Origin of the sequence: Gelidibacter sp. (assembly GCF_039916245.1) — a bacterium.
In the GTDB taxonomy this organism is placed as follows: Bacteria; Bacteroidota; Bacteroidia; order Flavobacteriales; family Flavobacteriaceae; genus Gelidibacter.
The window spans coordinates 1-26,125 of the sequence record NZ_JBDSLS010000108.1; the positions used below are offsets into that span (position 1 = coordinate 1).

General features: G+C 36.8%; 21 protein-coding genes and 1 pseudogene. 15 read left to right on the forward strand and 7 right to left on the reverse strand.

The window, feature by feature from the left end; translation table 11 throughout:
• The 9 genes and pseudogenes from ABIQ28_RS05290 to ABIQ28_RS05330 form a co-directional block, all read left to right on the forward strand.
• Window positions 1-698, forward strand: a pseudogene (locus ABIQ28_RS05290) (microtubule-binding protein); the annotation flags it as partial.
• Between the two features lie 212 nt (window positions 699-910).
• Window positions 911-1,972: a hypothetical protein gene (locus tag ABIQ28_RS05295; RefSeq protein ID WP_348035836.1), complete on the forward strand. Its 1,062-nt coding sequence runs from the start codon at window positions 911-913 to the stop codon at window positions 1,970-1,972.
• A 206-nt stretch (window positions 1,973-2,178) separates the two neighbouring features.
• A complete protein-coding gene (locus ABIQ28_RS05300) occupies window positions 2,179-2,436 on the forward strand; it encodes a four helix bundle protein (RefSeq protein WP_348035837.1) in 258 nt (85 codons plus the stop codon).
• 206 nt (window positions 2,437-2,642) lie between these two features.
• Complete coding sequence (locus ABIQ28_RS05305) at window positions 2,643-4,601, forward strand: AAA family ATPase (RefSeq protein ID WP_348035838.1); 1,959 nt, start codon at window positions 2,643-2,645, stop codon at window positions 4,599-4,601.
• A 202-nt stretch (window positions 4,602-4,803) separates the two neighbouring features.
• On the forward strand, window positions 4,804-5,397 hold the full coding sequence (locus ABIQ28_RS05310) for an NUDIX domain-containing protein (RefSeq protein ID WP_348035839.1): 594 nt from the start codon (window positions 4,804-4,806) through the stop codon (window positions 5,395-5,397).
• Between the two features lie 85 nt (window positions 5,398-5,482).
• Window positions 5,483-6,718, forward strand: a complete 1,236-nt coding sequence (locus ABIQ28_RS05315; RefSeq protein ID WP_348035840.1) for a DUF6638 family protein — start codon at window positions 5,483-5,485, stop codon at window positions 6,716-6,718.
• 398 nt (window positions 6,719-7,116) lie between these two features.
• Window positions 7,117-7,365 (forward strand): four helix bundle protein, encoded by a 249-nt coding sequence (locus ABIQ28_RS05320; protein WP_348035841.1) that lies wholly within the window; start codon window positions 7,117-7,119, stop codon window positions 7,363-7,365.
• 291 nt (window positions 7,366-7,656) lie between these two features.
• A complete protein-coding gene (locus ABIQ28_RS05325; RefSeq protein ID WP_348035842.1) occupies window positions 7,657-8,175 on the forward strand; it encodes a hypothetical protein in 519 nt (172 codons plus the stop codon).
• A gap of 92 nt (window positions 8,176-8,267) precedes the next feature.
• Complete coding sequence (locus ABIQ28_RS05330) at window positions 8,268-9,965, forward strand: hypothetical protein (RefSeq protein WP_348035843.1); 1,698 nt, start codon at window positions 8,268-8,270, stop codon at window positions 9,963-9,965.
• A gap of 154 nt (window positions 9,966-10,119) precedes the next feature.
• Here ABIQ28_RS05330 and ABIQ28_RS05335 read toward each other — a convergent pair whose 3' ends face one another.
• A complete protein-coding gene (locus ABIQ28_RS05335; RefSeq protein ID WP_348035844.1) occupies window positions 10,120-11,595 on the reverse strand; it encodes a helix-turn-helix domain-containing protein in 1,476 nt (491 codons plus the stop codon).
• Between the two features lie 121 nt (window positions 11,596-11,716).
• Between ABIQ28_RS05335 and aceB the strand changes: the two genes are divergently transcribed.
• Together aceB and ABIQ28_RS05345 are read left to right on the forward strand one after the other, a co-directional pair.
• Entirely contained in the window at window positions 11,717-13,315 is a 1,599-nt protein-coding gene (gene aceB, locus ABIQ28_RS05340; RefSeq protein ID WP_348035845.1) for a malate synthase A, read from the forward strand.
• 84 nt (window positions 13,316-13,399) lie between these two features.
• Window positions 13,400-15,052: an isocitrate lyase gene (locus ABIQ28_RS05345; protein ID WP_348035846.1), complete on the forward strand. Its 1,653-nt coding sequence runs from the start codon at window positions 13,400-13,402 to the stop codon at window positions 15,050-15,052.
• 504 nt (window positions 15,053-15,556) lie between these two features.
• On the opposite strand, the gene ABIQ28_RS05350 is transcribed toward ABIQ28_RS05345, so the two are convergent.
• The 3 genes from ABIQ28_RS05350 to ABIQ28_RS05360 are packed head-to-tail and all read right to left on the reverse strand — an operon-like array spanning window position 15,557 to window position 17,338.
• Window positions 15,557-16,024 carry a GNAT family N-acetyltransferase gene (locus tag ABIQ28_RS05350; protein ID WP_348035847.1) on the reverse strand — a complete coding sequence of 156 codons (468 nt, stop codon included), beginning with the start codon at window positions 16,022-16,024 and terminating at the stop codon, window positions 15,557-15,559.
• Window positions 16,024-16,314, reverse strand: coding sequence for a hypothetical protein (locus ABIQ28_RS05355; RefSeq protein WP_348035848.1), 291 nt, complete (start codon window positions 16,312-16,314; stop codon window positions 16,024-16,026). Before ABIQ28_RS05355 ends, ABIQ28_RS05350 begins: the two co-directional genes overlap by 1 nt.
• Window positions 16,304-17,338 carry a formimidoylglutamase gene (locus tag ABIQ28_RS05360; RefSeq protein WP_348035849.1) on the reverse strand — a complete coding sequence of 345 codons (1,035 nt, stop codon included), beginning with the start codon at window positions 17,336-17,338 and terminating at the stop codon, window positions 16,304-16,306. Before ABIQ28_RS05360 ends, ABIQ28_RS05355 begins: the two co-directional genes overlap by 11 nt.
• Before the next feature lie 116 nt (window positions 17,339-17,454).
• Here ABIQ28_RS05360 and ABIQ28_RS05365 point away from each other — a divergent pair, with 116 nt between their 5' ends.
• Window positions 17,455-18,339 carry a chromosome partitioning protein ParA gene (locus ABIQ28_RS05365; protein WP_348035850.1) on the forward strand — a complete coding sequence of 295 codons (885 nt, stop codon included), beginning with the start codon at window positions 17,455-17,457 and terminating at the stop codon, window positions 18,337-18,339.
• A gap of 319 nt (window positions 18,340-18,658) precedes the next feature.
• Here ABIQ28_RS05365 and hutI read toward each other — a convergent pair whose 3' ends face one another.
• From hutI to ABIQ28_RS05380, 3 genes are all read right to left on the reverse strand, one after another.
• Window positions 18,659-19,897, reverse strand: coding sequence for an imidazolonepropionase (gene hutI / locus ABIQ28_RS05370; RefSeq protein WP_348035851.1), 1,239 nt, complete (start codon window positions 19,895-19,897; stop codon window positions 18,659-18,661).
• 121 nt (window positions 19,898-20,018) lie between these two features.
• Window positions 20,019-21,416 carry a class II fumarate hydratase gene (gene fumC / locus ABIQ28_RS05375; protein ID WP_348035852.1) on the reverse strand — a complete coding sequence of 466 codons (1,398 nt, stop codon included), beginning with the start codon at window positions 21,414-21,416 and terminating at the stop codon, window positions 20,019-20,021.
• Window positions 21,417-21,582: 166 nt separating this feature from the next.
• On the reverse strand, window positions 21,583-23,964 hold the full coding sequence (locus ABIQ28_RS05380) for a TonB-dependent receptor (RefSeq protein ID WP_348035853.1): 2,382 nt from the start codon (window positions 23,962-23,964) through the stop codon (window positions 21,583-21,585).
• A gap of 505 nt (window positions 23,965-24,469) precedes the next feature.
• On the opposite strand from ABIQ28_RS05380, the gene ABIQ28_RS05385 reads away from it, so the two are divergent.
• The 3 genes from ABIQ28_RS05385 to ABIQ28_RS05395 all read left to right on the forward strand — a co-directional run bounded on the left by ABIQ28_RS05385 (window position 24,470) and on the right by ABIQ28_RS05395 (window position 26,017).
• Window positions 24,470-24,853, forward strand: a complete 384-nt coding sequence (locus tag ABIQ28_RS05385; RefSeq protein ID WP_348035854.1) for a VOC family protein — start codon at window positions 24,470-24,472, stop codon at window positions 24,851-24,853.
• A gap of 372 nt (window positions 24,854-25,225) precedes the next feature.
• Window positions 25,226-25,642 (forward strand): SRPBCC family protein, encoded by a 417-nt coding sequence (locus tag ABIQ28_RS05390; RefSeq protein ID WP_348035855.1) that lies wholly within the window; start codon window positions 25,226-25,228, stop codon window positions 25,640-25,642.
• A 192-nt stretch (window positions 25,643-25,834) separates the two neighbouring features.
• Window positions 25,835-26,017: a hypothetical protein gene (locus tag ABIQ28_RS05395; protein WP_348035856.1), complete on the forward strand. Its 183-nt coding sequence runs from the start codon at window positions 25,835-25,837 to the stop codon at window positions 26,015-26,017.
• Window positions 26,018-26,125: the final 108 nt, after the last annotated feature.

Consider the following 26,125-nt stretch of genomic DNA (forward strand, 5'->3'; position numbering starts at 1 on the left):
AAGTAGAAGCAAAACTCGATGACAATTACGCCTTGTTAAGGCAAGCACGTCAAGAGTTAGAGGAGATCGTCGATAAACAGTCGTCCCAATATGCACAAGCCGTTGGAAAAGTGACCACCTTAGAACAGAAAATTGAAGAGTTGGAAGGCCTTAAAAACGCCTACACCACTTTAGCCGCGAGTAAAGATAGTTTTGTGCATAAACACAACTTGACCATTAAAGTATTGACCTCTTTACGAAGCAATTTGCAAACACACCGCGCAAAATTAAAGAGCGATACCGAAGAACGTCTTAAATATTATGACGGCTATGTAGTGGCCTTAAAAGCTCGAACAGATCAGGAATTCGCTTCCATTTTAGAGCATTTAGGAGTTAAAACCGATGAGCACATCGGCGTCACTTTGGCCTCGATGCACACCGCGAGTGCCAAAGCACGTCAGGAAATGATGGACAATATTCCAGTTCACGAAAAAGTAATGCAAGGGGTCTATAGCAGTTATGCGGAGGCTTTACAGGAAATTCGTGCCAAGGATATCGATATCCAGAAGAATTTTGCAGAGCGTTATGGCATTGACATGAAAGAAATTTTCGAAGATTATTATAAGGCTGATGCCAATGCGTCTTCTGGAAATGATGATGCTGAACAGCCAGCAGCAGCAACAAAGGCCAAAACAAATAATGACGATTTATTGTCTTGACTAGAATGATGATTGACCTGAAAGATTTTCAAAACCTGTCAGGTCTTTAGTTTTTTTTAGGGCGTTCCCACGCAAAAAAGCGTGGTCAGGCTTTCGGCAGTCGCTCTCTTCGAGGAGCTCCAACAATGCCTCAATCCTTAACGCGGGCTTTAGCAATAACAAATGTCGTGCTTAATTCATGATTTTTAGTATTAATTTTTAATTCAAAAAAAGTGTCCATCAATCAAATCGTCACACCATTAGATTCTGCATATCTCGATTCTAAAGAGCAATATGTCTTTTATCATAAAATGGTCGATTTTGCTCTAAAAGAATTGATAGTAAGTGCACAACGTGAACAATTGTGCACCACACAAGAAATCATTTTTTTTAAGCAATATGCTGATTTGCTCTTGTATTCCATTGAAGCCATGCGTGTCAAGTACATGTATGATGAGGAAGACAATATGAAAGTTGATCTCACGGAATCTGGCTTCCCCAACTATTTGGAATTCCGCTATTTGTTTAATGATTTGTCCTTGAGGGAAAATTATATCGACAAGCTCAAAGATGTGAGTGAATTGCAGGAAGAGTTTTTGGATACCTTGCTCCGAAAGAAAGAACCCATTAAAAAAAGCAGACTATTTCAAGCGGCTTCCATCGTTTATTATACTTCCGTAGAACAAAAATTTATTTTTAATCGTTTTGTTCAAGGAAAAATCATAAAAGCGCCAGAAGGTTCAGGTGCTGAATATATGACTAGCTGGAGCTTTTTTGATGTCGGCTGCAACCGACCATTTATCTGCTATATGTACTTCGATTTTGAAGGTTCTAATATTGAAAACAACAAAACACAAATTTACGAGGTACTAAAAAACTCAGCCGATAGAGACATGACCTTAGAGGTCATGGCGTATGGCATTGATAGAAAATTAGAGGATATCAAACCAAAACATATCAAAAGGGTTGATTTGGGACCTTTTCATAATGTTTATGCCAAGGACGAAAATCAAATTACCCATGCCATTTTAAAAAGTATTGCCAATAAAGAGGTGCCATTGGAATCGTATGCATTGTCCTTAAGTATTGACGAAGTGACTTCTGGAAGTGAATTTTCTGAAGGCGGCTATTTCTCCAAACAGATCTTACAAAAATGGAACGGACCCATCCAAAAAAGTTATGTCTTGGCGCCACATCGCATTATTCAGTTATTGTACAGTAAAACACCTGAAATCATGAATGGGTTGGCCAAACCACCGATTCAGATTGCGGATTTGAAGATAAGTAAAGAGTAGAAGTCGGCAGTCAGCAGTCTTCAGTCTTCAGTCGGCAGATATTTCGATTTGAAATTGTTTTAGTCATTAATATCAAAACTGAGGGCTGAAAAATGGATTATAAAGATGATAGTGAACTCTTAAGTTATATGGTGAAAAATTTTGGATTAAAATATTAACGGCAATCTAAAAGTAAGACTGAAGACTGCCAACTGAAGACTAAAAACATGGGTTTCAAAAAATTATTAGCATATCAGAGAGGATTTGATTTAGCCATGGATATTTTCCACGTGACAAAGGGTTTTCCGAAATCCGAACAATTTGTATTGACGTCTCAAATGGTAAGATCAAGCCGAGCTGTTTGCTCAGCAATTGCAGAAGCTTATAGAAAACGACAATATGAAAAGCATTTCAAAAGTAAATTATCTGATGCTGATAGTGAAAATTCTGAAACTCAATTGTGGTTAGATTTTGCTTTGGCTTGAGATTATATAGCTGAACCTAAGAGAATAGAATTACAACTAAAGAGTGAAGAAATTGGAAGACTCTTAAATTATATGATCAACAATCCCGATAAATTCGGATTAAAATAATAATGGCAATTCAAAAGATAGAACACTATAGACTACGGACTGCAGACTGCCAGCTGAGGACTGCCCGCTGAGGACTGCCAACTGAAGACTTAAAAAATATGCAACAAAACTCCACATTCCCCATAAAACAAAACGAACTCGATATGCTTCGTGATGAAGCAGCATCGTATCTCAAAAGCATCCAATGGGAGCAAGGGCAACGTGCCAAAAGCAAAGACAAAAATGCTAAGGACGATTCAATTCTGCTTTATCTTTCTAGAGCCAATAACGGCTCAAATAATCCGGAAACGACTTCGGTATCTAAAACGATTTTGGAGCTTAAAAAACGTCTGTTGCCAGATTCTATTGCCATTCCTGTGTTACTCAATCAAACCTTATATGCCGTTCAGGAAGGTCTGACTTTGGGGATTTGGATCAAGGACAGTTATTATCATGCCTCAGGATTATCCAGTTTAAATGAGCGTAAAGCTTCTTTGGACAGCTTGGGCAAAAGAGAATATGAAAGCAAAATGCACACCGCTACAGCGTTCATGTTGTTTGCCGCGGCCTATAATATTTTACATAACCTTAAATCGTATGCGTCGGATGATTTGAGCGTCATGAAACAGAAATTTGCTGGAATTCCTGAGGTGTCGTTATTAACGCCATTAAAAGGTGTGGCCTGTACTTTATTTTATTATGATAAGTATTTGGGACATCCAGATATTATCAAAAGCGATAAGGACGTGGCTGATTTTACAGTGGTGTTTTTTGAAGCGCTGATTGACGAAATCCAAATGCGAAAATCTACTTTAGAATATCAAGAAACTATTTTGGATCGCACTTATAAACTGGAGCATTCAGATTTCGCGATTTCTGGATGGAATAACGCTTTCGCCGGTGCTGCCAAAAGTATAGAGTTCAACAAAATAAAGTTTGAGCAAATTGTCGGTAATAAAGACGCCAAACATTTTGCCCGGCGTTTAACGGAGCGAATGTTGAGTTATGATTTTACGGCAAAAAAAAATCCGTTTCAGGAATTGGGCGGATTTATGCCAGTCTTTATGGGCTACGGCATCCCTGGAACAGGAAAAAGTATGCTCATTGCCGCTATTGCGACGCGATTAAAAGAGTATTGTGACCATTTAGAAATCCCGTTTTTATTTCATCCGATGCCAGATACCTTGATCTCCACTTTTCAAGGTGGTTCGGCAGAGAAAATGGTGGAGTGGATGAAACCCATGCAAGATCCCACAAAATTGATTTTTGCGCCGATTGATGATGCCGAAAACAATTTACAGGAGCGAACCGCTCAAGGGGTTTCTGCCGGTGTTAAAGAAGTCATTGGAGTGTTTTTGAGATATACGGAAGGCGCGTACGCAGTAAATTATGGCAACAGCGCCATCGGACTATTTACCAATTTACCAGAAATGCTGGATAAAGCCGTGATTTCGCGTGTGCAAGGACGATTCAAAATTGATGGTGCGCGAACGGAAAACGACTTTTTGGATCAGGATCATTTATGGTGGCGCAAGTTACAGGACACCATGCCAGATTTTATAAATATGAAAAATCCTGATCAATATAAATATCTTCAAGATCAAGGTTTGGCAAAAAGTATGGGAGAAATCTTGAAATCTGTGGATAAGCCTTCAGAAGAACGAGTCCATGCCGTTTATGATCGTGTTGAAAAGCAGTTTCAAACGAATGAACATCAGTTTTACGCCAATTTATATAAGGAAATCCAACAGGTTTTTCCATTCTTTTCATCGCGTGATGTCAGGAATATCCAATCGGCCATTTCATTGCGTTTAACTGATTTTGATTTGGAAACGGCTTGGTTCGATAATCCGGAATTTTATTTTAAACAGACGTATGATACCAAATTCAACATGCTACAGGAATTGATGCGCGCTAATATGAAAGGTCTTAATTTTTCAGAAATAAGACGTCAGGAAGTGGTGCGTTATCTTGATAATGTGGCCACTATAGCCGACACCGATTTTAAACGTCAAGTCGATTCAAGAGTCAATCAGCTCAATATAGAATTGGAAGCACGAAAGAAGTTTGAGAAATAGAGAAAAGAGGGAAGAAAATAGAGTATAGAAAATAGACAATAGAAGTTCATCAATAAACATGAGAGACGAACTGAAATAAAGGCTAATAAATCAGTGGAAATCAGCAGAATCAGCATCATCAGTGTTCTATGAAAATTAAACGAATTATTGTCTAATATGAATGAGTTCATTAAACCGATTAACACCACACAAACAACAAAGAATGTCAGAAAACATAAAAAATATCGTCCATAAAACCCTTTCTAAAGCTTGGGCAACTTTGCTTCAGATTGATTATGATTATAAATTCAAAGACGGTACATGGAAACGCGTTTCAAGAGAAAGTTATGATCGCGGAAATGGCACAGGCGTTTTGTTATATAATATTGAAAAGAGGACTGTTATTTTGACGAAACAATTCCGGATGCCCATTTACGAAACTAATCCTGATGAAGCCATGTCACTTGAAGTCTGCGCTGGAGCCATTGATAAAAATCAATCCCCAGAATCGACCATCATTCGAGAAGTGGAAGAAGAAGTGGGGTATAAAATAAAAGAAGTTAAAAAGGTTCTGGAAGCTTATATGTCTCCTGGAGCATTAACAGAAAAAATGTATTTATTTATTGCGCCTTATACAGATGCTATGAAGATTAATGAAGGTGGCGGTGTTGCGGGAGAACATGAAGAGATTGAAGTTTTGGAAATGCCGTTTTTAAAAGCTCTCAAAATGATGGAATCAGGAGACATTCGAGATGCTAAAACAATCATGTTGTTACAGTATGCACAAATGAATGATTTAATAAAGAATAAAGAATAAAGAATAAAGAATAAAGAATAAAGAATAAAGAATAAAGAATAAAGAATAAAGAATAAAGTTTATTTTAGAAACTAGAAACCAGTTAATGGAAAAGCTAAAAGCAGCACATTTATTTAGAGATGAACTCATCCCAATTAGTGGGAAGCTTGTTGAGCGTTACAATCAGTGCCTGAAAACTTTGGGAATTGCTGAAACAAAACTCTCGGGTTTTTCTATTGACGGAATTGGTTGGAGTCCTGAAATTGCTGAAGAAAAAAAGGAAATTCATTATCTAAATAATGGAGAGGCCAATCCAAACGGTATCATCATAACGCCATTGCAAAAGGGAAAACCTGTGTATGTGCCTTTTCATACTTTTGATAGGGATATGATGCAGCACATCTTTAAAACCTATGAAGAAAAAATCAATGATATTACGAGAGACTGTGCGATTTGCATTGATTTTGACCAATATATCGATGCCTTTTATGAGCCTTTAGATATTTTAAAATACAAGGATATTTCCATAAGTTTTAAACTGATCAACAATCTTGATAAGGAGCAAAAAAAGCAGTTTCAACTGATTGATAGCTTTAAACAGGGCAATAATTTTATTGATGAACACCTGCAGCAACAGTTGTTGGACTCGGCAAAAACCTATGGCGATTTAAGACACCGAAATTTAGAGCTCAATGAGCTTTATTTCTCAACGGATTCGTTTTACACCAGCGCATTTGGAGGTGTGTATCTATTACGAGATTTCATAGCGCCAATTATGGTGTTCGAAGATGAGAAATGGCATAAGGAAGCCATAAAAGATACGTCTCATGAGGTTTTTATTTATCACATTTCGCAACCAGAATTGCTCGATAAATTACAAGACCATTTAATTATCGAATATGATTTAGAAGAAGTGGTAAAGACACCACGCTATGAACGTATCAAAAAATTCATGTTTTCTCAGATTTTAAAGGACACCCAAAACCCAATAAAAGATATTTTGGATGACAAAGTGCTGTTCAAAGGCTATTTGAACAAAATGACGATTGAAGACCGTAAGAAAGTCATGAGTGTTGAGCTTTATCTCGAAAAAATGGAAGTCAGCAACCAATATAAATTGGCAGATATTGTAGATGTCAAACTTTTTGAAGCCTTGCAACAACCGCATTCATCATTGAGTCCGAAGCATCAGGATTTGATTTGGAAATTATTGGTTAATATTTCGCCTTTGGATGTTTTATTCTTGTATTGGTATGATAAAGAGCAGTTTTATAAAAATTATAAGGATTGGGATGAATCGTTGAAAGATTGGGTGATTGAAACCATCCGTAACAATATATAGCTAAGAGCTAGAAGCATGAAGAATAGAGTTGGAAGATTGAAGCACGAAGCATGAAGTTTTATATCTTTATAATTTAGATATTAGAGAGTTGTAATTTGAAGGTTTGATTCTTTCGCAAAAACGCGAGGAATATTTTGCAACATAAAACTTTAGCAATAAAATAAGAAATGATGTACGTAATGACTCGGTTGAGTTTTTAATATTTCATCGATAAAACGTATAAGAAATGTCATTTTTTGAAGTTTTGGAATATAAACTGAAGTTAAACTAAAGTGTTTTGCTTTCAGTTTCTTGCTTCAAACCTAAATATAAGTTTATGATTCAAATAGAAATAATTTTATTAAATAGCAATAGTCAAGCTTCGTGCTCCACGCTTCCAGCTTCCAACTTTTTTTATCATGAAATTTAAATTTGAAAATTTAATAATTTGGCAGAAAGCGATGGACTTGGGAGAGGAGATGAATGCTTTAGCATATAAGTTTCCAAAAGAAGAGCTATATAATCTTTCTTCCCAAGTTAGAAGAGCGTCAGATTCTATAGCATTGAATATTTCAGAAGGTTCAATTTTGCAATCAGATGCTGAATATAGAAAATTCTTAGGTTATGCAATAAGATCAACTGCCCGAAGTAGTGACGTGTTTGCATAAAGCGAAAAGAAGAAATTGTTTGAATGAAGACGATTTTCTTAAATTCTATAAAGCATGTTTTGATTTAATGAATATGACCATTGCATTTAGGAACAGAATTAAAAAAGCATGAAGCACGAATTTGGATGCGCGAAGTAATACTTTTTTTACCACAATAATTGTTAAACTTCGCGCTTCATGCTCCCAACTTCAAACATAAATATGATAACTTATGATTGCATTAGAAATAGAATTAATCATCTGCAAGTTCAAAGCTTCGGGCTTCGAGCTTCAAACTTCCAGCTTTTACACATGACACTAGAAATTATCGTTTTTATCGGCTCAATTTTATTCGGAATTCTTCTGTATTGGAGAGAGTCAAACGGCAACGGACTGTATCGTTTTTTTAATAAAATGATGTATTCCAAAAAGCTTCAGATGTCGCCTAATGATCCTACAGGTTTTCTATATCAACAAAAATTCTTGCTGCGGTTGGTATTTGTTGGAATGATATTTCTGGTTGGAATTTTGATTGCGAGATTCCTGATTCCAATTGATGTTGCTACGATTTCAGTATTTGCTTCGAGTATTGTCGGTACGCTTTTGGGAACTTATATTGGCGGATTTATTTTAAAGTCTGAAAAAATAATTGACGCGCAAAGTGATTCTATAGAGCGAAAATTGGATGGTGCCATTGATCAAGGTCGTGATTTTATTAAGGATATTTCAACACGACAACCAAAAGTTGTAGAAGAAGCAGAAAAGGAAGTTCTCAAAGATCCGAATCAAAAAAGTGCGCGAGAACGCTTGAAGGATAAAGGATTGATGTGATTTTTGAGTAGTGAATAACGATTGAAGATTAACGATTTTTGAATTTCTGATTATATCAACTTTACGACAAACAACACACAACAGAAAAGGCCATGCTAAAAAAATATTGGAATAGAGGAAGTAGACAAAAAACCATAACCATCATTGGAGTAGTGGTTTTAATAGCATTATTGTTTTTCCTTCGTGATGATTATCAACCCTTTTTATTATGGATCAGGAAATTCATTTTTGTAATTCTGGTGATAGGTTTGGTATTGTTTTTCGGGTTGCGAAGTTTTCGAAACTCGGTCGGCGTTGGACGGCGCATTGGTATTTTGGCACTTTTAGTGTTGTTTTTTGGATCGCTTTACTACATTGGTTGGCACTTTAAGATGTATGATTATATGAAAACCTACAATGTTTTCAATCATTTGAATAAAGTTCAAATCAACGAATTGCCGCTTACACAAAACGAACGCATCCAACCATTGCGCAATATTTTCTCTATGGCCAACGAATCGGTTGGAGAAACGAAGGACGTGTCGTTGCCGCATTTGGTAAGAGTCGATGGCGAGAACAGATGGACGATGGCTATCCAGCCGTCTGAAAAATATACCATGCAGCAAATCAGTGAGAATACTGAAGAGATCTTTTCAGTTTCCAGTACCTCGCCATTTCCAAGGTTTTCCAGTGAAAATCGCATTCCTGTGACCTTTTCTATTGGCGAATCTTTAAAGTTTAGTAGAAATACTTATCATGCCGTGGTACAACGTTTCAATATTTTTCAGTTGTTTACCATGGAGCCTGGAGATACGTTTTACATGAAAAACGATTCAGGAAAATGGGTAGAAGTGGTGAGTTTGATCAAATGGAAGGGCTTCTTTTTTCCATATCCAACTTTTGGAGGTGTGATGGTCATTGATAGTGGGAAACACGACTTCAATGATTATGTGGAACGTATCTTGATCGGGAAAGGCACATATATCAGTCCAGAGGAAATGAAAAATCATCCGTTTTTGACCAAGCAGAATACGCTCTCAGAAAAAGTGTCACGCTTACAAGCGGAATCTTTAAAGTTTTTAGGCGGATTTACGGATCCATTGCCATGGAAAATGCAAACGGCCGTAAAAATTCCCGATATGCCAGACGATCAAAATGAACAGCCTTTTGTAACCGATTTCAATTTTGAGGGCGTCGATGCTAAAGCTTATAATGGTTTGTACCATTGGTTCGGATTGGAGCCCATTGGCGATGAGCGCACAAGTTTGGCCTATAGCGTATTTGTGCCTGCTGATGGCACCGATAAATTATATTATTATGATCATGCGGCCAGGAAACAAGGTTACGCCGGAGTTTCCGCAATGCCTTTAAAAATCATCGAATCCCGTAAGGAGGTGGATTGGTCGGTAAATAAACCTGTTGAATTTAGACCATATATTAAAGATATCGCGGGTAGAAGACGGATGTTTTTCTTAGGCACCGTTTCAGCAGTAAAAGAATATTCAAAAAAGTTTGATGGATCGGCCACACCAGATTTAGCACTGATTGATAGTGAATATCGTGATGTCATCTGGATTGATGTCAAACATCCAAGTCAATGGGATAAAACCGTCTATGATCAATTGAACGAAGCGTGGAGAGCCAGTGAAGGCATTGGTTATTATTATGATGAAGTCAAAACGCCATCTGACTTGGATATGATGCAAAAAGAAATGGATTCAATTCAGTCCATTCCCAAAGTGAATGCGAATACAGATCAAATAAAAAAATTACAACGTCAGATTGATTCTTTAAAATCGGTTGAGAATTGAGATTGATTTATCCTTAAGGCATTCTGTTTTCGTCATTCCAACATTCTCGTTTTTGTCATTCCGGTGTTTTATTTTTGTCATTCCGACGAAGGAGGAATCCCATACTCTTTATGAGATGTCTCCCTGCGTTCGACATGACAAAAACATAGTGTTATTATCCAAATCGCTTCTGTAAATCCGCAACTACCATCTCAATCTGGTCGTTTTTGTCTTTTCGTTCCAATAGTATTGGTGGCGATTGCCGTACTTGACAATCAGCAATGGCACATCGTTCGCAGGTTACGCCAACATCCTGGGTTTTTATTTTAGGATCTTTGAGGAAAGAAACTCTACGTTGTAGTTGTTTATTAATCAAGAGTCCGATGCTAATGCTTCGGTATTGATTCTCTTTAAATGGATCTTTTGTTGCCGAGGATAAAACCAGGTATTTCATATCGTCATCAGGATAATTCGAAATTTGCAAGTCAAAAACATGATCTTCTTTGGTCTTACTGATGGTTTTTAAAACTTTTAAAGAAATCCAACGTCGGCAATAATGTTCATTGGTTTCATTACCATGTGGCGAATGCTGCTGCGATAAGTGTAATTCTTTTTTAAGATGAAAGCGTTCACTTCCTGCACGATGCGTAAACCGTAAGAAAAATAAATCCTGAATATTAAATTCTTTGGGCAGTACGTTGGTCAGGCGTTGATAAAATGATTCTGGAGAGGCGTTGAAAGCTGCGATGATTTCTAACAACAAATGCTTATCAAAAATCTCTTTTTCAAATAGCGTGGTTAATTGTTCTGAAATAGTCTTTTTTGGCAAAATGAGTGCACCGGCAAAATACGAGGCGTAAAAATTATTCAAAACCTGATCGAAATTTTCAAATTTAATCCATGAAAAGGTATAGAGGCGCTCTTTATATTCTAAATAATTATAAGCAATTTCTTTAGCATAAATAAAAGTACGCTGAGCATCGTCCATTTGACTGGCTAGTAAAAGGGTCTTCGTTTTTGGTACAAACACGGAACGAAGCATATCCAATGTCTGATGTTTGTCCAATTCAGTCTCATTAAATACATAGCCATATTCCTCAATAAGGATTTCCTTCAATTCGTCAGAACTGATCGGTTTTTCCAAATCGATTTGATAGGATTTTGCAAACTTTATCACCGCTTGTTCAATGTCTTCAAAATAATTATGATTGGCTTCTTGAAAGGATCGTAAGGAGGCCAAATAAAAGCTTTCTCTACTGAAATTATAGTTCTGTGCAATTTCGATAATGGTACTTATAAAGGCATTGACCTTTGCCGGCGCATTCGAAACGATATCAATGAGCGTGCTTTCTTGAATCCCGAAAAGTTCCAAAGGAATTTCTTTTAGAATTTTAGATTTTAAGATATCGCCAATGGGCGAAAGGTTTTTGTCCAATTTCAAAGAGACCATCTGGTCGTAAGGCACTTCCAGTTTTTCAGAAAGAATGGCTATTTTATCGGGTTTTGGATATTTTTTTCCCTTTTCAATTTCGTTTAAATACGACTTTGATAATCCTGATAATTTAGATAGACCAAAAAGCGAAAGACTTCTCTCTGTCCTGAGCTGCTTTAATTTAAGTCCAAAAATAAGTTTGATATATTCTTCTTCCATGCTGACAAATATAATTGTTTTTCGCGAATATCAATTTTTAGCGAATTGAATTATTTAGCGAACGTTCGCTTGTTTTTTAAAAAAGATTTTTATATCATTGTTGTATCAAAACATCAACATCATGAAAAACAACATTTTAAGCGTACCAAAAACTCAATTCTCAGGGGTTGTAGAAAACTACTATCCTGAAATATTAACCGATGAAGCCCTCGAATTTTTATCAGTTTTACACGAAAAATTTAATCAAGAGCGTCTTGAATTACTAACAGCTAGAGAAAAACAACAAAAGCTATTTGATAAAGGCGCGTTCCCGGAATTCCCTGCTGAAACTAAAAACATCAGAGAAGGGAATTGGGTGGCTGGCGCAATTCCGAAGGACTTATTAGATAGACGTGTGGAGATTACCGGGCCTGTTGACCGAAAAATGGTCATCAATGCCCTGAATTCTGGAGCTAAAACTTTTATGGCCGATTTGGAAGACAGTAATGCACCAACTTGGGCCAATGCGATTGAAGGGCAACAGAATCTTATTGATGCCAACAACAAAACCATTTCTCTCTACGATGCTCAAAGGAGGAAATCCTATAAGCTTAATGACGAAACGGCGGTCTTAATGGTGCGTCCAAGAGGTTTACATCTCAATGAGCGCCATATGCAGATCAACAAAGAAGAGATGTCTGGTAGTTTAGTGGATTTTGGATTGTATGTTTTTCATAATACCAAAACTTTGTTAGAAAACCATTCGGCACCGTATTTCTATTTACCAAAATTGGAGCACTATTTGGAAGCACGCTGGTGGAATCAAGTTTTCGATTTCGCAGAAAATTATATGGAAGTGCCAATCGGGACTTTTAAAGCCACAGTTTTGATAGAAACCATTACGGCAAGTTTTCAGTTGGACGAAATTATCTATGAGCTTAAAGATCATATTGTCGGACTAAACTGCGGTCGTTGGGATTATATTTTCTCATATATCAAAAAATTCAGAAATCATGACAATTTTGTGGTCCCAAATCGTGATCAAGTAACGATGACCACCCCATTTATGGCGGCTTATTCAAAATTGGTCATTCAGCGTTGCCATAAACGAAGGATCCATGCCATTGGTGGGATGGCGGCTCAAATTCCGATCAAGAACAATCCAGAAGCCAACAATGCGGCCTTGGAAAAGGTCCGCTTAGATAAGGAGCGCGAAGTCAAAAATGGTCACGATGGCACTTGGGTAGCACATCCTGATTTGGTAGCGGTGGCGATGAGCGAATTTGACAAACGCATGCCAACGGCCAATCAGTTTCACGTGACCAGAGATGATGTCGTGATTACAAAAGAAAATTTAGTTGAGCTGCCTTTAGGTACAGTAACCGAAGAAGGCGTGCGGAAAAACATCAACGTCGGCATTTTATATACTGAGGCCTGGTTAAGAGGTCACGGTGCCGTAGCCTTATACAATTTGATGGAAGATGCGGCGACCGCAGAAATTTCAAGAACTCAAGTTTGGCAATGGCTGAAGAATGAAGTCGTTTTGGAAGATGGACGAAAATTCACAAGAGCGCTTTACGATACTGTTTTTGATGATGAAGTTGAAAAACTGATCAAGGAATTTGGAAAAGTAGACATGAAAAATACAAAATTCAAATTAGCGATAGAGTTGTTCAACACTTTGGTAACCAACAAGGAATTCGAAGAGTTTTTGACGTTGCCAGCCTATCAATACCTATAAAAAAAATGTCTCGCAACTACGGAAATAGTGTACGAGACGTAATTACCAAAATCTAGAAAAACTTTAATAAACAAACACAAAACTATGAAAAATTTAGCACAAAGTAATTACAGTTCTGCGGTAGAGACTGTAAGAAACCTTAAAGCAAAGTATGGCAACACTTGGCATGCCATAAACCCTGAAAGCGCAGCGCGGATGGTTACTCAAAACCGTTTTAAAACAGGATTGGATATCGCTAAATATACAGCAGCCATTATGAGAAAAGATATGGCTGAATATGATGCTGATGCTTCAAGTTACACGCAGTCTTTAGGGTGCTGGCATGGTTTTGTAGCACAACAAAATATGATTGCAGTTAAAAAGCATCACAAAACAACCAATAAAAAATACTTGTATCTATCAGGATGGATGGTTGCGGCGTTACGGTCAGAATTTGGACCATTGCCAGATCAATCGATGCATGAGAAAACAGTTGTTCCTGATTTAATAAAAGAAATTTATGATTTTTTACGGCAAGCCGACGCTATTGAGCTCAATGATTTATTCAGAAGACTTGAAAATGGCGAAGACGTCCAAGATCAAATCGATAATTTTGAAACCCACATCGTTCCAATTATTGCAGATATCGACGCAGGTTTTGGGAATGAAGAAGCGACTTATTTATTGACCAAGAAAATGATTGAAGCTGGCGCTTGTGCGATTCAAATTGAAAATCAAGTTTCTGATGCGAAACAATGTGGACATCAAGATGGAAAAGTGACGGTGCCGCACGAAGATTTTATCGCCAAACTAAATGCCATCCGATATGCCTTTCTGGAATTAGGCGTTGACGACGGAATTATTGTAGCCCGCACAGATTCAGAAGGTGCCAGTCTGACTCAAAAGTTGCCAGTGAGCAATGAACCTGGAGATTTGGCTTCACAATATTTAGCTTTTGTTGAAGCTGAAGAAATTGACATTAAAGATGCCAAAGAAGACGATGTGCTCCTAAAACGAGATGGTAAATTAGTGCGTCCTGTACGTTTGCCAAATGGTTTGTATCAATTTAAAGAGTGTTCTAATATTGATCGTGTGGTGTTAGACTGTGTGACCAGTCTTCAAAATGGTGCAGATTTACTATGGATTGAAACGCCAACACCAAATGTGAAGCAAATTGCCCATATGGTTAACAGAATTAAGAAAGCGGTTCCAAATGCAAAATTGGTTTATAACAATTCGCCTTCTTTTAACTGGACCTTAAATTTCCGTAATCAAGCTTATGATGAAATGCTTTCGGAAGGTGAAAACATGACCGCTTATGATAGAAATAATTTAATGAATGCCGAATATGATGCTTCAGAATTGTGTTATCGTGCCGATCAGAAAATAAAAACCTTCCAAAGAGATAGTGCAAGAGAAGCGGGTATTTTCCATCATTTGATTACATTACCAACCTATCATACCACCGCGCTGCATATGAATGATTTAACGGAAGGTTATTTTGGGGAGGAAGGCATGTTGGCTTATGTAAGAGGTGTTCAGCGCCAAGAAATTCGAAAAGGCGTTGCTTGCGTAAAGCATCAACGAATGGCAGGATCCAACCTTGGCGATGACCATAAAACATTTTTTGCAGGGGATAATGCCTTAAAAGCAGATGGAAATAAAAACACCTCAAATCAATTTGAAGTGGAAACTGATAGTTCGACTGCGCTCACTAACCAAGTTGAAGTTGAAGAGAAATTGAGCGTGGTAGCCTAAATGTTTAAACAAAGATGTATTCTATAAATTAAAAACTCCAGTTTAGCGACTGGAGTTTTTTGTTAGTATCAAATTAAGCTAAAATCGCGCCTGAACTTAGGAGGGCTTTTATATGCTTTGGTACATCTCGTTTTAGCATCTAAAAATTTTGACACGAATTTCACGAATTTTCACGAACTTACTCGTAAACTAAGAATCCTAACAGAACGTTTTTGCCATAAATTTCACGAACGGAACAGAATTTCAGTCTGTTTTAAAAACTTCCCACAATAATGTATGTCGGGCACATGCAGTTTAGTAAATCTCGTCTTTAGTATCTAAAAATTTTGACACGAATTTCACGAATTTCACGAATTTTCACGAATTTACTTGTACACTTAGAAGCCTAACTGAAATTTATTTTGCCATAAATATCACGAATGCAATAGCCTTTCAGTCTGTTTTAAAAACTTATGACACCTTATTCAATTGTTGTTTAATTGATCCTAGTTAGATTATTCTTAATCAGCTTTCGAATTCAAGAACCATCTTAATATCACTCCGTTTGTAGGGTGAGTTTTCCTCCATGGGAATTTCAACAAAGCCATATTTTCTATAAATATAGATGGCATTTTCCAATTTTGTATTCGAGTAGAGGAGAAGGGACTTATAATGATTCGATTTCGCAAAATCAATGCAATACTGGATCAGTTGCTGTCCTATTTTAAATCCTCTATGTTTTGGGGAAACAGCCATTTTGGAAAGTTCGTAAACATTAGAATCTGTAGTGGGCATTAAGGCTACTGTTCCAACAATTTCGCCATCGAGTTTGGCATAAAAAATATGACCGCCCTTATCAATGATATAATGTTCGGGTTTGTTCAATACTTCTTCGTCAAAAGGTTCGACATAAAAGAAAGTCTTTAACCATTCGACATTGAGTGTGTAAAAATCATTGGCGTACTTTTTCTCAAAAGGAATAATTTCAATCATTAAACTAAGGTTGTATAGCCAATTAAAACGGCTGTTAATAATCCGAAAAGCAAGCTTAAGATGGCTAAGCTTCTACTTTCTGTTTTTTTTGAAATAAATCTAAAAATGACCATCAAGGGAATAACAGCGCCCATGATAAAAATAGGAATTGTGATCCACTCCATAAGTGCTCTAAAGGAATCATTGCTCCAGTTTTTTACAAACATGAGATTCATTATTAAAACATAAAGCAACACAGTGATGCTTCCTATAAATAACCATAAATCGATTTTGTATTGTCTATTTTCCATTATCATTTGATTGATTAGCTCTCATAAAATCGGTAATCAAATAGGTAATCAGTTTTCCTACAATAGTCTCAGTTTCTGGAGTTGGAGCTGCTTCACAAATATGCAGATAGACCGCATTGCTCTGTTTTCCAAAATAACTTACAAAAGATCTGGCCTTTTTAACGCTAAAACCGCTGGGGGTCATAGCGCTGCTTGGAATTAACGTAATGGCATCACAATCTACCTCAATACCAAAAGGCTTATCTGCCACATGTTTGGCAGCGCGTTCTAATTCTGCTTTGAATTTTTTATCCTTTCTGATGATTAAGGATTCAAAAGTATTGTATTGAAGTGCTTTAAATCTGTCCAAGGTTTTAAAAATATGGTCAGACGTATAATTTTCATGCAGTCCAAAAATAAAATACTTCCTTAAAAAACCTTCAGAGTAAGCATAGCTAAAGCCATTGCCACTATGGCGACCTTCTTCACGTCTAAAATCAGAATGCGCGTCAAAATTGACCGCATTCATCGGTTTTTTAAAAGCCAAGGAAGCTCCTTTTAAATTGCCATAAGCATTGTTGTGACCGCCACCCACAACAATTGGTTTTTTCCCTGAACGAACAATTTGATAGATCAAATCCGTGACGTGCTTATCAATTTTTTCGGTCAATTTTCGAGCCTTTTCAATGTGCCTTTTGTCGGAGGCGTCATAGCCGTCAATCTTTTCCATCTCTTTGGAAAAATCAAGATGTCCTAATATGAGTACTTTGCTCGGATTTGTAAACGTATTACTTTGGATGTTTAATAACACCTTTAAAGTAGCTTTCCAAGCTCTGGCTGTTCCTCGGTTTCCATAGTTTGCAAACACACCAACATCTTCTGGAATCCCAATAATTACATAGTCAACGTCTAAATTAACAAGAGATTCGTATATATTGGTAGACTTAGAAAGTAATTGAATATGTTCTCCAAACTTGGATTCATTGGCTCTTTTTTTTAATAACGTATCTAAATCGTGTGTTTTAAATAGAACAAGTTTGTCCATTATGGGAATTTAATTTTACATTTGAAGAATTAAAAGTACATCATTATTTATTTCCTAACAATTAAATAATTTTAAACCAGCCTTAATTTAAGTATCAACAACTAAAAACAAAACTTATGGAGAGTACAAAAAGTAACAAAAATACCGGATTAAAGATTGCCTTGGGGATATTATTAGCCCTGTTCGTTGGAACGGGTTTTTACACCTCAAAATTATATAATGAGAAAAAGGCCAATGAAGCTACTTTAACCAAGGAGAAGCAGTTGGTAATGACTGATTTAAATAATATGGCAAAACAATATGATATTGCCATTGGAGAAAATAAAGTCGCAAATCAAGATTTGGTAGAGGCTAGAGGTAGAATTCAAGGTTTGATGGATTCATTGAAAATATCTCAAAACAGCATCAACAGCTTAATGAGCTACAGAAAGAAATATTTGTCTCTTCAAGAAGAAATGAAAGCACTTTTAACTGAAAATGACAAGTTGAAAATCCAAAATGCATTATTATCAACGTCATTGGACAGCACTAATGTAAGATTGGCAGAACGTACCATGTTTACCGATTCGTTGTTGGTTCAAAATACTGAATTGGCAAACGTAGTTGAAAATGCAGCAGTATTACAAGCTGTAGGATTAAAAGCATTTGGAGTTATTGAAAGAAGTTCAGGGAAATTAATTCCGACAGAACGCGCACGTCGTAGTGATAAAATCAGAATTTGCTATACCGTTGCAAAAAACACTTTAGTAGGTGCTGGGGATAAAGAATTGTATGTGCAGGTGTTAGATCCTAAGGATAATGTTTTAGGGGCTAATGAGCAGATTCAATTTGGCCAAACTGTCTTGAACTATAGCATCGTAAGTAAATTTAACTACGAAAACAGAAACCTTAATATTTGTGAATTTGTTTCTCCAAAAGGACAGTTTGACAAAGGCCGTTATGTTGTGAATATTTTCAACAAGAAGGAATTGGTTTCAACTACTGAATTCACTTTGGAATAATCAAAATAAATTAAAATTTAAAACCCGAAAGTCAGATGATTTTCGGGTTTTTTTATGCTTTATATTTAATGAAATTCCGTCTTTACAGCGTCTTATTGGTCTCAAATTAAGCTAAAACTAAGTGCTTTATTGCATTTCGCTTTAACTTCTAAAAATTTTGACACGAATTTTCACGGACATACTCGTTCTCTGTGAAAGCCGGCTCAAATTTTTCACCATAAATATCACCAATGCAACAGACATTTAGTCTGTTTTAAAACGGCCAAATTGGATGGAGGGCTGGTAAGGCTCTTTATTCCATAGATTTAGTTAACACCGATTAATCTAATATTTTTCCACTTAGGATTACGGTATCAATCAAATTATCGCCAAAGGCATAAGGCAAATTGTTATAACTTTCTATTTCTTTGGTAATGATGAGGTTCGCTTTTTTTCCTCTACAAATGCTTCCGTATTGATTGGAAATACCCATGGCATAAGCGCCATTTATGGTGGCAGCGTTGATGGCTTCTTCGGGTGTCATTCGTAATTTGATGCACGCCGTACTGACTACAAAGTTCATATTACCACTTGGTGTCGTTCCTGGATTATAATCGGAGGCGATGGCCAAAGGCAACCCCGCATCAATGATTTGACGTGCTGGTGTGTACGGAATACTTATAAAATAAGAACAGGAGGGAAGCGCTACAGGCATGGTGTTACTGTCTTTTAAGGCGTCGATGTCCTCTGGTCTCATTTCTTCAAGATGATCTACAGAAAGCGCCTTATATTTTACGGCAAGGGCTACGCCTCCAAAAGCATTAAACTGATTGACGTGAATTTTGGGGATGAGTCCATAAGCTGCACCTGCCTGTAGAATACGTTCGGTATCTTCTAAATCGAAATAACCTTTCTCACAAAACACATCAATATAATCGGCGAGTTTGGCTTGACCAACTTGCGGAATCATTTCAGAAATGACGCGGTCCACAAACTTTTCCTTATGGTCTTTAAATTCTTTCGGAACGGCATGAGCAGCCAGTAAAGTTGTTTTTATAAGTGCCAAGGACTCTTTTTTTAAGCGTTTGATGACGCGGAGCATTTTTAATTCGGCGTCAACCGTTAAACCATATCCGGATTTTATCTCAATGGCGCCAGTGCCCAGTTTCATGACGCGATTTAATCGTTTTAAGGATTGTTGATACAGGTCCTCTTCAGATGTATTTTGTAGTACTTCAGCGGAGTTTAATATACCGCCGCCGCGTTGTGCAATTTCTTCATAAGATAGTCCATTGATACGATCCACAAATTCTTGCGATCGATCTCCGGCATACACAATATGAGTGTGGGAATCACACCAGGCAGGAAGCACCATTTTTCCTTTGGCATCAATCACTTCGTCGACTTCATAATCAATATAATCTGACATAGATCCATATTCAACAATAGTGTCATGCTCGATAATGAGATAGGCATTTTTTATAGTGGGAAGAATTTTCATGTCTTCGCCCTTAACTATAGTAACGTTGTGATCTCTAACTTGAATGAGCTCTTTAATATTGATAATAAGTATGGACATCTGTGAAATTTAAGTGTTAACTAAGTTGCGAAATACGCATAAAAAAAGCAAGTTATTAAAATAAACTTGCTTTTTTATAAATTCCCGAAGGCTTTATGTTTTTTTAATCTAAGAGGATAGATTATTTAAGTTCGCCCACCATGTTTTCAGGTTTAACCCATTCATCATAATCTTCAGCGGTTACGTAGCCCAAGTTAACAGCTTCTTCTTTTAAGGTCGTTCCGTTTTTATGTGCGGTATTGGCAATTTCTGCCGCTTTATAATAGCCGATTTTTGTGTTTAGAGCAGTTACCAACATCAACGAGTTATTCAACAAATGCTTGATCACATCATGGTTAGGCTCAATGCCTTGTGCGCAATGTTCGTCAAAACTTCTACAAGCATCTCCTAATAATTGAGCAGATTGCAATAGGTTGGCCGCCATCATAGGTTTGAACACGTTCAACTCATAATGTCCTTGAGTACCGCCAACACTTACAGCCACATCATTACCCATTACTTGGGCACAAACCATGGTCAAGGCTTCACATTGTGTCGGATTCACTTTTCCTGGCATAATCGAGCTTCCTGGCTCATTTGCCGGAATGATGATTTCTCCAATACCGCTTCTTGGACCGGATGCCATCATACGGATATCATTGGCGATTTTGTTTAAGCTTACTGCCAATTGTTTTAAAGCACCGTGCGTTCCGACTAAAGCATCGTGTGCGGCGAGTGCTTCAAACTTGTTGGGGGCTGTAATAAAAGGTAAACCTGTAAATTTTGCGATATACTCTGCAACAAGTTCACTATACCCTTTAGGTGTGTTTAAACCAGTACCTACGGCAGTTCCTCCAAGTGCCAATTCGCTTAAATGTGGCAAGGTATTTTGCAATGCTTTTAGACCATGATCCAATTGTGCTACATAACCTGAAATTTCTTGACCAAGCGTAATAGGTGTCGCGTCCATTAAATGGGTACGTCCAATTTTTACGACATTTTTAAATTCCGTAGCTTTTTGATGAAGTGTATTTCGTAACTGAATGACGCCATGAATGGTGTTTTCAGCTATTTTTTTATAAATCGCAATATGCATTCCTGTTGGAAAGGTATCGTTTGAAGACTGAGATTTGTTGACATCATCATTGGCTCCAATAACAGGATCGCCTTGGCCAATCGTTTTGCCAGCCAATTGTTGTGCTCTGTTGGCAATGACTTCATTGACGTTCATATTACTTTGCGTACCAGAACCAGTTTGCCAAATTACCAATGGAAATTGGTCATCATGCTTTCCTTCCAATATCTCATCGCAAACTTGGGCAATCAAATCGCGTTTTTCAATAGGTAAAACGCCTAATTCACAATTTGTAAATGCTGCTGCTTTTTTAAGATAAGCAAAACCATAAATAATTTCTAAAGGCATTGATGCAGGTGCACCAATTTTAAAGTTATTGCGGGAACGTTCAGTTTGTGCGCCCCAAAGTTTATCGGCAGGTACTTTAACCTCGCCCATTGTGTCTTTTTCAATTCTGTATTCCATGATTTTCGATGATTAATTTACTTACAAAGTTAGGCCTTTGCACTGAATTTGTGGGTATTTTCGATATTAATTCCCAAAGGAAAACTCAATTCCATCCCAACCAGATCAGTTCATCAAAAAAGCACAACCTTATCAGATTGTGCTTTTAAATTATATAAACTTTAGTTTAGAAGTTATAAGTCAATACACCCGCAAAATTGCGCGGATCGGTCTGATTGATATAACTGGTGCGATAAGCATTATAACCAATTTCATTGAAAACGTTATTCAGTAAAAATCTGAAATTCCAATGGTTGTTAAATTTGTAAGCTACCTGAGCATTGGTTTGTGTATAAGCATCTACGTAAAATGGTTTTTGGTTTGGCACGATTCCTTCGTGGGTTACCGCTCCTGAACTCCAATCATTAATTGGCCGTTCGCCAGTATAATAAATTCCTGCGCCAACCGATAAACCTTCTAATTGCTCTTTAAAGCTATAATTTACATAAGCGTTAAAAGTGTGCTTAGGTGTATTTAAGGGCGCTGATCCATAAACATAGGACGTATGTTTTTTGTATTGTGCATCAATATAGGAATAGCCAGTAATGACTTCAAGATTATCAAGAATTCGACCACTCAATTCAACTTCAATCCCTTTCCGTTCATCATTTCCACCTTTTTGGAAATAGCCTGTAGCTACCCAATTTTCGTCATAAACAGGAAGATTGATGCCTTTATTATTGATTTTGAAGAAGGTCAAATTAAATCGTAAACGGCTGTCCAACCAATTGGTTTTAATTCCAGTTTCTAATTGATCAAAACGTTCATTACCCAGAGCATTGCCATTAACATCTAATCTGGAGGCTGTTCTTGGGTACGAACTGTTGGTATAGGAAGCAAACACATTAATGTTTTTGAAAGGAGTAAGTATGACGCCTGCCAATGGATTGAAAGCATCACTCCGCGTGGTTTCTGTTTCTGCCTCTGTTTGCGTGCTGCTATAACGAATGCCTAAAAATGTTTTTAACCAAGGGTTGAAAGTGATCACGTCTTGTGCTACAAAACCAAGCGCTCTCGATTTTGCTCCGGCCAATTTTGCGGCAGTTAATTTCAAGTTATTAGGTAATTCGTTGTTGTTTTCTGCAAACACATCAATGGTATCGACGTTTGATGCGGTTTGGGTTGACGTACTGAAATTTGAAGTTCTGTAATCGAATCCTACTTGAAAAGTATGGGAAATGCTGCCAGTTTTAATGTCATCTCCAATAAGATCAAATTGAAGCACACTGTTGGAATCTTTTCGGTCAGAAATAGAATAACCGCGGTTTCTTTGATTGTAGATGGGGTCTCCAGCAGGGTTTTTAAGGACAGTTCCAAGACTTGCACCTTTGTCATTCAAATCTAAATCTGATTTAAAAAATGCCGCTTTTAAACTTAATTTATCATTAAGCTCACGATTAAAACGCGCTGAATAGGTGGCGTTTTTGGTTAAGGATCGATCATTGGCATATCCTAAAAAGCGATTGTGAGGTAAGTCATATATGGCATTCACATCATTTTCAGCAAGATTAACCGTACCCAAATCTGGCGTTCGGCTGTCGTCAAAATAATCCATTTCTAAAGTCAGTGTTGATTTGTCATCCACTTTCCATTCAAAAGAAGGATTGAAGTAGAATCGGTCAGAGGACACGCCATCGCGGAAACTGTCAGCACGTTCCAAAGCACCATTGATTCTAAAAGCAACATTTTCAGTAGCAGTAAGCGGTCCAAAAACATCAAATGTGGTACGCGCTTGGCCATAACTTCCAGCTCTTACAGACGCATTGCCACCATAGTAATATTTAGGAGTTTTAGTCACAATATTGATCACACCACCTGGGCTTCCTAAATCGGTGGCGACACCTTGTGTAATTGCCGCAGCGCCTTTTAGAACCTGAATATTATCAACACCTTGCATATCGGTCAAAATCCCAGTGCCTCTAAAATCGGAGTGTACACGAACCCCGTTTTTTAAGATTGGAATTCCTCTAAAACCACGGGACGACATACTTTCACGCTTATTACCATAGGTAGCAAAAGCGTAAACTCCTGGAACGTTTTTAGTGGCGTCAGCTATCGTTAAATTGCCTTGTTGAGCGATTAGCTTTTCAGAAATAATGGAGATACTTTGTATTTGCTCATAAGGCGCCAAAGGTAATCTGGTAAGTGCTTCAATTTTGTCAGGATGTTTGTATCTGCTTCCAAATACCTCTACTTGATCTAATTCTGAATCACTGCTAAGATGAAATTTGAGGCTTAAAGTTTCATTAGTTCTTAATTGAACCGTTTGAAATGATGGTTTAAAACCAACATAAGAAACTTTAATAGTGTAATCTCCAGAGGCAAGATTTGTGAGTTTGAAGTAACCGTTGGCATCGGCAGAGGTTCCGAAGGTTGTACCTTCAATTAAAACATTAGCGAAAGGGATGATCTTCTTGTCTTCATCCGTGATTGTGCCTTCTATTTTTGATTGTGAATAACTTAATTGTCCTATTAAAACAAGGAACAAGAATATCTTTTTAATTGCCATTTTATTTGGATTGATTATAAATAAGGACGCAAAGATATTATGCAGATTTAATTTATCAAAGTTTATTTAGACTAATTACAAATAATAAAATCTATTGTGCTGAATTTTAGAAAGATAGTTGTCAAATTATTTTAGCTATAAATTCAGGCGCTATTAATGCGGGCAGATGAGGTTCGACGGCTTATCTGGCAATCAAAATTCAGATATTATTTGTAAAATACAACATCATTTATTGACTGTGCAATACATTGAGATTTATGTTGAATAATCGTTATCATTTTAATAAAATTTAAATCGGTAATAAAACCGGCCTAAATATTAAAAAGGACAATTCTTTCTAAAAAAAGGTGAAATGTCCAATGCGTGCGTCATTTTTTGGAGTTACTGATACATCTTTATGACGTAGTCGAAAAGAAATTCTTCAAAATTAAATTTCTTGCCCTATGACAAGTGTGGTTTAGTGAATTTGTTTTAATTTTAATAACAACTTAAAATTGAAGTTATTATGAATGTAAACACACCTATCGTTTGGTTCGAAATTTATGTAGATGACATGAATAGAGCCTCAAAATTTTATGAAACTGTATTGGGGACAAAATTAGAAAGATTGATGAGTCCTACCAGCGATGAAATCGAAATGAAAAGTTTTTCAGGTGACATGAATACTTATGGTGCTAGCGGTGCTTTGGTTAAAATGGAAGGTATGAAGGCGGGAGGGAATTCTACCGTTGTTTATTTTGGAAGCAAGGACTGCAACATTGAAGAACAGCGCATCGAGAAAGCAGGTGGCAAAATATTGAATCCTAAAATGTCTATAGGCAAACATGGGTTTATTACAATGTTTATGGATACCGAAGGAAATATGATCGGTTTACACTCGATGGAATAGCAATTTATATAAAACGTGGGTCTGTTTTTCTGAAAGGCATAAAACGCAAAAGACTATGTTTTATTCAGATGACGTTTAAAGCGAAAACTGATCATGTTTTATCATAAATCATCCGTGTTACCCGCTTGAACGGACGGGCAGGTCTGCGTTCTATTATAAAAATCGAGTTTAAAAAAGGAATAAAAAATCTTATCAAAATCCAGACGATTATATTTCAGGATTTTCTGCTGAGATGACTTAAATATTCAACATTCCAAAGTCCTATTACTATTTTTAGTTTAAAATTATTGAGAAATCGCCGTGGCACTATTGAACTATATACAAGCACAAATCACCACGTTTATGCTATAAAAAAATTAAATCGTAAAGGTCATGAACGCAGAAAAGATCACAGTAGAAGCAACCATCAAGGGAGATTTGCAAAAGATTTGGCGTTATTGGACACAACCCAATCATATTACAAAATGGAATTTTGCAAGCGATGAATGGTGCTGTCCAAAGGCGGAAAATGATTTAAGAGTAGGTGGGAAGTTGTCAAGCCGGATGGAAGCCAAGGATGGAAGTTTTGGATTTGATTTTGAAGGTGTTTATGACGAGGTTTTTGACCATGAAAAAATTACCTATACAATGCCAGATGGACGCGTTTCAACAACAAGGTTTAAAAGTCTAGGAGAACATGTAGAAGTGACCACCATATTTGACGCCGAAGCACAAAATTCAATAGCGATGCAAAGGGAAGGTTGGCAAGCCATTCTTAATAATTTTAAAATTTATGTGGAAGCACATTGATTGAAGTGTTCAACTATCTGAAGAAAAGAAATTTCAATGCTTGTTAGATGAAAATGCAGATTGATTTAAAAGAGATGATGGCACATATTTGATGTGATCCTTGAAAACCTTGTTAATAAATCTTAAAATTGGTATTGTATAAACAAAAGGTTTCTCCTATATTTGCTTTAATTATTATAAAGAACTTGCAACATGTTTACATTTGAACAATATTTAGGATTTATAGCCTTTTTAACCATTTTGACCATGGGTTTTTGGTTAATGATATTTTTAATGACTTTCGTTATTCCTTACTGGGTCATTGGATCATCAATAGAACGATTTAAAGAAATTAAAGCAGAACGCAAAGCGAAAAGAGAAGCGGCTACCCTATAGAAGTGACTTCCAATTATATATTAAAAAAGCGGTTTCAAATTATGAAACCGCTTTTTTTTTGTTCTTATATTTTTTGGTTTTTACCTTATGCTTGAAACTTAAAGCCTC

Bases quoted from the DNA above. Each gene is read 5' to 3' on its own strand.
- ABIQ28_RS05300 (WP_348035837.1), top strand. From the start codon at position 2,179: ATGGGTTTCAAAAAATTATTAGCATATCAGAGAGGATTTGATTTAGCC.
- ABIQ28_RS05305 (WP_348035838.1), top strand. From the start codon at position 2,643: ATGCAACAAAACTCCACATTCCCCATAAAACAAAACGAACTCGATATG.
- ABIQ28_RS05310 (WP_348035839.1), top strand. From the start codon at position 4,804: ATGTCAGAAAACATAAAAAATATCGTCCATAAAACCCTTTCTAAAGCT.
- ABIQ28_RS05315 (WP_348035840.1), top strand. From the start codon at position 5,483: ATGGAAAAGCTAAAAGCAGCACATTTATTTAGAGATGAACTCATCCCA.
- ABIQ28_RS05320 (WP_348035841.1), top strand. From the start codon at position 7,117: ATGAAATTTAAATTTGAAAATTTAATAATTTGGCAGAAAGCGATGGAC.
- ABIQ28_RS05325 (WP_348035842.1), top strand. From the start codon at position 7,657: ATGACACTAGAAATTATCGTTTTTATCGGCTCAATTTTATTCGGAATT.
- ABIQ28_RS05330 (WP_348035843.1), top strand. From the start codon at position 8,268: ATGCTAAAAAAATATTGGAATAGAGGAAGTAGACAAAAAACCATAACC.
- ABIQ28_RS05335 (WP_348035844.1), bottom strand. From the start codon at position 11,595: ATGGAAGAAGAATATATCAAACTTATTTTTGGACTTAAATTAAAGCAG.
- aceB (WP_348035845.1), top strand. From the start codon at position 11,717: ATGAAAAACAACATTTTAAGCGTACCAAAAACTCAATTCTCAGGGGTT.
- ABIQ28_RS05345 (WP_348035846.1), top strand. From the start codon at position 13,400: ATGAAAAATTTAGCACAAAGTAATTACAGTTCTGCGGTAGAGACTGTA.
- ABIQ28_RS05350 (WP_348035847.1), bottom strand. From the start codon at position 16,024: ATGATTGAAATTATTCCTTTTGAGAAAAAGTACGCCAATGATTTTTAC.
- ABIQ28_RS05355 (WP_348035848.1), bottom strand. From the start codon at position 16,314: ATGGAAAATAGACAATACAAAATCGATTTATGGTTATTTATAGGAAGC.
- ABIQ28_RS05360 (WP_348035849.1), bottom strand. From the start codon at position 17,338: ATGGACAAACTTGTTCTATTTAAAACACACGATTTAGATACGTTATTA.
- ABIQ28_RS05365 (WP_348035850.1), top strand. From the start codon at position 17,455: ATGGAGAGTACAAAAAGTAACAAAAATACCGGATTAAAGATTGCCTTG.
- hutI (WP_348035851.1), bottom strand. From the start codon at position 19,897: ATGTCCATACTTATTATCAATATTAAAGAGCTCATTCAAGTTAGAGAT.
- fumC (WP_348035852.1), bottom strand. From the start codon at position 21,416: ATGGAATACAGAATTGAAAAAGACACAATGGGCGAGGTTAAAGTACCT.
- ABIQ28_RS05380 (WP_348035853.1), bottom strand. From the start codon at position 23,964: ATGGCAATTAAAAAGATATTCTTGTTCCTTGTTTTAATAGGACAATTA.
- ABIQ28_RS05385 (WP_348035854.1), top strand. From the start codon at position 24,470: ATGAATGTAAACACACCTATCGTTTGGTTCGAAATTTATGTAGATGAC.
- ABIQ28_RS05390 (WP_348035855.1), top strand. From the start codon at position 25,226: ATGAACGCAGAAAAGATCACAGTAGAAGCAACCATCAAGGGAGATTTG.
- ABIQ28_RS05395 (WP_348035856.1), top strand. From the start codon at position 25,835: ATGTTTACATTTGAACAATATTTAGGATTTATAGCCTTTTTAACCATT.